Below are 7,233 nucleotides of genomic sequence, written 5' to 3' on the forward strand. Positions count from 1 at the left end.
GTCCACCGGCCGGGCCGGCCGCCGATCAGGCGGCGGAGGCGCAGGTGGTGGGGGTGGCGTGTGCCGGGTCCAGCGCGTTGGCCGTCTCGTGGAAGGCGACCCGGTCGACCGTCCCGATGGCGACGTGCTCGGAGAGGTCCACCGGGCACAGGTCCTGGAGCAGCACGTTGTGGACGTCGGGGCCGTTGAGGTACCCCGACGTGTAGGGCGTCACGACCTCGTCGTACTTGGTCGCGATGACGGTGTAGTGGATGCCGGGGAGGGTGTCGCCGTCGGCGTTGAGGCGGTTGAGGATGTCGGAGCCGACGGCCTGGTCGGTCAGCCCCGGGGTGAACGTGTCGATGTACTGCTTGGCGCCGGGGAAGAGGTTCAGGAGCCGGGTCAGTCCGTCCAGGGTGGTGCCGTGGTTGTCGGGAGCCAGCCCGACCAGCGTGTTCACCTTGTCCGCACCGCCGTGGAACTTCAGGTAGACCCGCGACATCATGCCGCCCTGCGAGTGGCCGACGAGATCGACCTTGGGCGCGCCGGTGGCGGCCAGCACCTGGTCCACGTAGGTGGCGAGTTGCCGGGCGGAGGCGTCGACCGGGCCGAGCCCGTAGAAGGCCGGGACGCCGGGCAGCTGGCCGTAGTCCAGGGAGAAGACGCAGTAGCCGCGGTCGACCAAGTAGGGCGCGAGGCCGAGCCAGTTGTCGGTGGCGTTGCCGAAGGTGCCGTGCACCAGGACCACCGGACGGGGGTGAGCGGCGGAGGGCTTGCAGGAGAAGTTGTTCCAGCCGCTGGTGACGGTGGGGGCGTCGGCGGCGGCGGGGGCGGCGGCGGTGATGCCCATGGCCAGGGCGGCGACCGGGAGGAGGGCGAGCCTTCTCGGCCGACGCATACGTGACCAGCGCAGCTTCATACGATGCTCCTTGCGGGGTGAGGGGACTCCGAAGTGCTCGGTGAGCCGTTTCACCTGCGATCCGGATCGCAAGGGCCAACTTGGTAACTGGCAAGTAAGTTACGGCCGGGTAAGCACGACTTACCAGCGGTATGACGGTGAAGGAAACTGCACACAACCCCTACCGGACGCCCGGGTGCGAAACGCCGGTTGCGTGCAGTTGGGCAGGCTTCGGGCGCCGTATGCCGATACGCCGCGCCCGAGAGGGTACTTCCCTCTCGGGCGGGATGGACGGAGCGGGGGCCGGGACAGGGGCTAACTGCCGGTCGGCCCCAGGGGGTTGCCTGCCGGCCACGGGGTCCGGCGGCCGGCGGTGCGGGCCGGGCCGGGAGGCCCGGGCGGCGGGACGGCGCCGGTTCCGGGGGGCGGGCCCGGGGTCTGTCCCACCCCGACCCGCCGGACAGGCCCGAGCGTTGCCGCGGGGCCTACGGAGCCGGTGCCGAAGCGGGCCCTGGCGCGGTCCACGGCCGCCTCGATGCGGTGCGCCTTGTCGTCGGCGGGGTCGAAGGTCAGCTGCCGCGCGGCGAGTTCGGCGCGGCAGAGGTCCTCCGCGCGCAGCGCCAGGGACCGCACCCGCGCCCGCTGGAGGCCGAGCGCGGCGTGGAGGGCGTAGGCCGCTTCGGTCAGCGCGGGGCCGTGTGCGGTCGGCTCCTCCAGCCGCCGGGTGCGGGTCGTCGTGGAGCGGTCGGCGTAGCGGACGGTGAGGGTGAGCGCCCGGGCCACCTGCCCGCTCGCGCGCATCCGGGCGCCGAGCCCGTCGGCGAGCGAGAGCAGCGCCCGGCGGCGCCGGACGGGGTCCAACTCGTCGTGGGCGAAGCGGTGTTCGGCGCCCATCGAGCGGGCGGACGCGTTGGGGGCGACCGGCGTCGGATCGATACCGCGGGCCCGCTCGGAGACCGCCCGGCCGGCCTTCGCGCCGAGGATCCGCTGGAGGGTGGCGGGCGGTGCGGCGGCGATCCGGCCGACGCTGTCGAGCCCGTACGCGCACAGGGCGCGCGCGGTCGCCGGCCCGACGCCGTGCAGCGCCGCGGCCGGGCGGCGGTCGAGGAAGGCGGCGACGGCCCGGGGGTCCTCGGGGACGGCCCGGATCTCTCCGGGCAGCGCTTCCCGGGCCGCCATGCGGGCCAGCAGCGGGTTGCCGCCGATCCCGATCGTGCACCGCACCCCGTGCCAGGCCAGCGCGCGCAGCCGGATCAGCTCGGCGATCCCCACCGCGTCCCGGTCGAAGTAGCGCAGCGCCCCGCGGACGTCGGCCAGCGCGGCGTCCGGCGGCAGCGCCTCGATCGCGGGGGTGAACCGGCCCAGCAGGCGCAGCAGTTGCTCGTACTGCTCGGCGCCGACCGGCTCGCCGTCGGCGGTCCGGAAGCGTACGTGGAGCATGCCGGCCGGCCGCGGGGCGCCGGAGGGGTCCGGCGGTACGGCGGCGGGCGGACCCGGTGCCGTGCTCATCCCGCGCTCCCGGGGCTGGAGTGCCACAGCTTGCGGCCGGTGGCGGCACGCTCGCCGGGCGGCTGGAGGTCGGCCCAGGGGTGCATCTCGTAGCCGGTCTCCAGGCGGATGGTGCGCCCGGCGGCGACCGGCTCGGGCTCCGGCGCGGTGCCGTCCCCACCGCCCGCCGCGGTCGCGTCCCCGGCCGGCCGGTCCGGTGCGGCGGCGAGCCGGGCGGTGACCGCCTCCAGGCCGCCCTCGCGGCGCAGTTCGGCCAGTTCGGCGAGGTTCCAGGCCGCCGCGCCGACCACACTGAGGCTGCGCGGCCCGCGCCGCTGGACCGTACCGCGCACCAGCAGCAGCCAGGAGTGGAAGACGGTGTGGGCGCACCTCTCGTGACTGTCCTCGAAGAAGGCGCAGTCGACCAGGCCGGTGCTGTCGTCGAGGGTGGTGAAGATGACCCGGCGGCCGGAGCGGATCGGCGGGGTCTGGGTGGCCGCCTTGGCCCCGGCGACCAGCACCGTGTCGCCGTGCCGGGCGGTGCGCAGCAGCCGGGCCGGCACCGCGCCCAGCTCGGTGAGGAACTCCCGGTGGTCGGCCATCAGATGGCGGGAGGCGTCCATGCCGAGGACGCCCAGCTCGGCGCTGAGCCGTTCGGCGTCGCCGAGGTCGGGCAGGCCCGCCGGCTCGATCCGGTCGGGCGCGTCCTGGTCCGTGTGCAGCGCCAACTGGCCGCCGGAGGCGCCGCGTTGCCGGTGGTGCAGCTCGGCGATGTGCAGCAGCAGATCCCGCCGGTTGGCGCCGAAGGCGTCCAGCGCGCCCACGCGGGCGAGGCGTTCGGCCACCGGGCGGCCCGGCCGGGCCCGCTGCCACAGGTCCTGGAGCGAGCGGTAGGGCTGCCCGTCCACGATCCGCCGCGCCTCGGCCTCGCTCATGCCGTGCACGTCGCAGAACGCGAGCCGCAGCCCCCAGACACCGCGGGAACCATCCACACCGGACACCAGTTCGATTCGATGGCGGACCGCCGACCGGTTCACATCGAGCGGCAGCACCGGCACCCCGCGCCGCCGGGCGTCCGCGAGCAGCAGCCGCTTCGGGTACATCCCGGGGTCATGGGTGAGCAGCCCGGCGTAGAAGGCCGCGGGGTGGTGCGCCTTGAGCCAGGCGGACTGGTAGGTGGGCACCGCGAACGCCACCGCGTGCGCCTTGCAGAAGCCGTACGCGCCGAACGCCTCGACGATCTCCCAGGTGTGCGCGATGACTTCGGGTGCGTATCCGCGCCGCTCGGCCCGCCCGGCGAACCAGGCGCGCACCCGGCCCTGCGCCTCCGGGTCCGACAGCGCGCGCCGCTTCTCGTCCGCCTCGTCCCGCCGGCACCCCGTCATGATCCGCAGGATCTCGATGATCTGCTCGTGGAACACCACCACGCCGTAGGTCTCGCGCAGCGGTTCCGCCAGGTCGGGATGCGGGTAGCGGACCGCCGCGCGGCCGTGCCGGGCCTCGATGAAGGGCCGCACCATGTCGGCGGCGACCGGCCCCGGCCGGAACAGCGAGATGTCGACGACCAGGTCGTGGAAGGTGGCGGGCTGGAGCCGGCCGACCAGGTCGCGCTGGCCGGGCGACTCGATCTGGAAGCAGCCCAGCGTCTCGGTCGAGCGGATCAGGTCATAGGTGGCCGGGTCGCCGGGCGGCACCTGCGCCGGGTCGTCCAGGTCGAGGCGGACCCCGGTGGCCCGGCCGATCTCGGCGACCGCGTGCGCCATCGCGGACTGCATCCGCACGCCCAGCACATCGAGTTTGAGCAGCCCGAGGTCCTCCACGTCCTCCTTGTCGAACTGGGACATCGCGAACCCCTCGCCGCTGGTCGGCACGACGGGCGTACGGTCCAGCAGCGTGGCGTCGGAGAGCAGCACCCCGCACGGGTGCATGGCGATCCCGCGCGGCAGCGCGTCCAGCGCCTCGACCAGCCGCCACAGCCGCTCGTCGGCGCTCTCCCGGACGCCGCGCAGCTCGGGGAGCTCGGCCAGCGCGGCCCGCGCGTCCCGGGCCCGGATGTGCGGGAACGCCTTGGCGAGCCGGTCCACACGGGCCGGCTCCATACCGAGGGCGGCGCCCACGTCCCGTACGGCGTGCCGGACGCGGTAGGTCTCCGGCATCGAGACGGTCGCCACCCGCTCCGCGCCGAAGCGGTCGAAGATCGCGTGGTAGACCTCCAGCCGGCGGGCCGACTCGACGTCGATGTCGATGTCCGGCAGCGCGGCCCGCCGCTCGGACAGGAAGCGCTCCATCAGCAGCCCGTGCTCGACCGGGTCGGCGTGCGCGATGCCCAGGAGGTGGTTGACCAGGGACCCGGCGCCGGACCCGCGGGCCGCAACCCGGATCCCCATCTCCCGTACGTCGTCGACGACTTGGGCGACCGTCAGGAAGTACGAGGGGTAGCCGAGCCGTTCGATGGTGCGCAGTTCGTCGTGCAGCCGGGCCCAGCGCGTACGGTCGCGGTCATAGCCGCGCAGCACCATCGCGGCGGCGCAGCGGGAGCGCAGCACCCGGGCGGCGGTGCGGTGTTCCGCGCCGACCAGCCGGGGCTCGGGGAAGTGGATGCGGCCCAGCCCGATGTCGTCCTGCGGGTCCACCAGGCACTCCCCGGCGGTCTCCTCGGTCATGGCGAGCAGCCGGTGGGCGACACCGCGCCGGAAGCCGGCCGCCTCGGCGATCCGGCCGGCGGTGCGGCTCATCGCGGCGGTGTCCTTGAGCCAGCGCTCGCCGCTGTCCCAGGTCTCGGGGCGGTGCCGGTCCACCGGCACCAGCCGGCGGGCGGAGTCCAGGACGTCGGCGACCGGGCCCTGGCCGGGGTCGGCGTAGCGGACCGCGTTGGTCAGCACCGCACGCACGCCCTGGTCGACGGCGAAGCCGAGGGTGCGGGCGGCCAGCCGCAGCGAGCCGGGGCCGCTGCCGGGACGCCCGTGGTCGACGGCCTCCAGGCGCAGCGCGTCGCCGTACAGCTCGCGCCATGGGGCGAGGAGCCGGGCGGCGCGGTCCGGGCGGCCGGCGGCCAGCGCCCGGCAGACGTCGGAGTCCGGCCCGAGCAGCACGCACAGCCCGTCCGGGGCGGATTCCAGGGCGTCCCGGGGGAGGACGGGCCGCTCGCCCCGGCCGGCGTGGGCGGCCGAGACCAGCCGGCACAGGGCGGCCCAGCCGGGCGCCCCGTCGCGGGCCAGGAAGACGGCGCGGGCCGCGGACTCGTCGAGGAAGGCGCCGCCGCGCACCGGGGTGCGGCGGCGGACGGTGGGCCGGGGCTCCGGTTCCCGTTCCGCCACGGCCAGTTCGGCGCCGAACAGCGGGCGGATGCCGGCCCCGGCGGCGGCCTTGGCGAACCGTACGGCGCCGGAGAGCCCGTCCCGGTCGGTCAGCGCGAGGGCGTCCATCCCGCGCTCGGCGGCGCGCTCGGCCAGCCGCTCCGGATGGGAGGCGCCGTAGCGCAGGGAGAACCCCGAAGCGGTGTGCAGATGCGTGAACCCGGGCATCCGCACCTCCTGCGCCTCATCCGCCCCCTGGCCGACTCCGTGTCCCTCGTTTCACTCCCTCCACCATAACGCCTAACTCGAACACTCGTACGAACACGTCTCTCGGGAAGCCGGCCCTGCGCATCCGTCGATCAGCCCACCCAATCTGCACAGCCCTACCCCCGACCGGAAGATGTGGCCATAAAGCCTGGAAAACAGGGCCGGAATCCCGGAACGGAGCGGCGCATGGCCAGGACCGACGGCGGCACCCGGATCACCTTCCTGGAGGAGGTGAAGAGCGCGGTGACGACGCGGGCGGCGCTGCTGGTGATCGGTGTGCTGGGCCTGATGATCGCGTTCATCACGTCGTACACCGGCGCCTTCCACCACCCGAAGCCGGACCGGGTGCCGCTCGCGGTGGTCGCGCCCGGACCGGCCGGCGGGCAGCTGGTGCGGCAGCTCGACCGGCTGCCCGGCGCGCCGCTGGACCCGCGCCCGGCGGCCTCCGAACAGGCCGCGGTGCGCCAGATCGCCGACCGGACGATCGACGCCGCGCTGATCGTCGATCCGCACGGCCGCACCGACCGGCTGCTGGTCGCGAGCGGCGGCGGCGCCTCGCTCTCGCAGGCCGTCGAAGCGGTCGTGGGCAAGGCGGAGCAGGCTCGGCAGCGGGACGTCCGCACGGTGGACGTGACACCGGCCGGCCCGGGCGACAGTCGCAGCCTGTCCTCGTTCTACCTGGTCGTGGGCTGGTGCGTGGGCGGCTATCTGTGCGCCGCGATCCTGGCGGTCAGCGCCGGGGCCCGCCCGGCCAACGGGCAGCGGGCCGTCATCCGGCTGACCGCGCTGGCGCTGTACGCGGTCATCGCCGGACTGGCCGGGGCGGTCGTGGTCGGCCCGGTCCTCGGCGCGCTGCCCGGCAGCCTCTTCGGGCTGTGGGGGCTGGGCGCGCTGATCGTCTTCGCCGTGGGGGCCACGACCCTGGCGTTCCAGGGGCTGCTGGGCGTCATCGGCATCGGCCTGGCGATCCTGGTGATCGTGGTGTTCGGCAACCCGAGCGCGGGCGGCGCCTACCCGTATCCGCTGCTGCCGCCGTTCTGGCACGCGATCGGGCCCGCGCTGCCGCCGGGCGCCGGCACCTGGGCGGCGCGCTCCATCGCGTACTTCAAGGGCCGGGCGCTGACCGGACCGCTGCTGGTGCTCGCCGCCTGGGCGGTGGGCGGCACCGCGGTCACCCTCACCCTCGCGACGCTCCGCCGGACGGACGGCGAGCGGGCGGACGGCGAGCCGGGGGACGAGGAGCCGGCCGGCGGCGGGGAGCGGCTGCCGGCGTGACCGGGAGCGGACGGAACGCGGGCCGAGTGC

At 75.2% G+C, this 7,233-nt stretch carries 4 protein-coding genes; 1 reads left to right on the plus strand and 3 read right to left on the minus strand.

Annotated elements, in window-relative coordinates; translation table 11 throughout:
* Positions 1–25: 25 nt before the first annotated feature.
* The 3 genes from IEZ17_RS28400 to IEZ17_RS28410 form a co-directional block, all read right to left on the minus strand.
* Positions 26–898, minus strand: coding sequence for an esterase/lipase family protein (locus IEZ17_RS28400; RefSeq protein WP_189305013.1), 873 nt, complete (start codon positions 896–898; stop codon positions 26–28).
* Between the two features lie 294 nt (positions 899–1,192).
* Positions 1,193–2,386 carry a DNA polymerase Y family protein gene (locus IEZ17_RS28405; protein WP_189305015.1) on the minus strand — a complete coding sequence of 398 codons (1,194 nt, stop codon included), beginning with the start codon at positions 2,384–2,386 and terminating at the stop codon, positions 1,193–1,195.
* Complete coding sequence (locus tag IEZ17_RS28410; RefSeq protein WP_189305017.1) at positions 2,383–5,889, minus strand: DNA polymerase III subunit alpha; 3,507 nt, start codon at positions 5,887–5,889, stop codon at positions 2,383–2,385. Before IEZ17_RS28410 ends, IEZ17_RS28405 begins: the two co-directional genes overlap by 4 nt.
* 225 nt (positions 5,890–6,114) lie before the next feature.
* Between IEZ17_RS28410 and IEZ17_RS28415 the strand changes: the two genes are divergently transcribed.
* Entirely contained in the window at positions 6,115–7,203 is a 1,089-nt protein-coding gene (locus IEZ17_RS28415; RefSeq protein ID WP_189305019.1) for an ABC transporter permease, read from the plus strand.
* The last annotated feature ends 30 nt before the right edge of the window (positions 7,204–7,233 follow it).

Source organism: Streptomyces albospinus, assembly GCF_014648695.1.
Classification (GTDB): domain Bacteria; phylum Actinomycetota; class Actinomycetes; order Streptomycetales; family Streptomycetaceae; genus Streptomyces; species Streptomyces albospinus.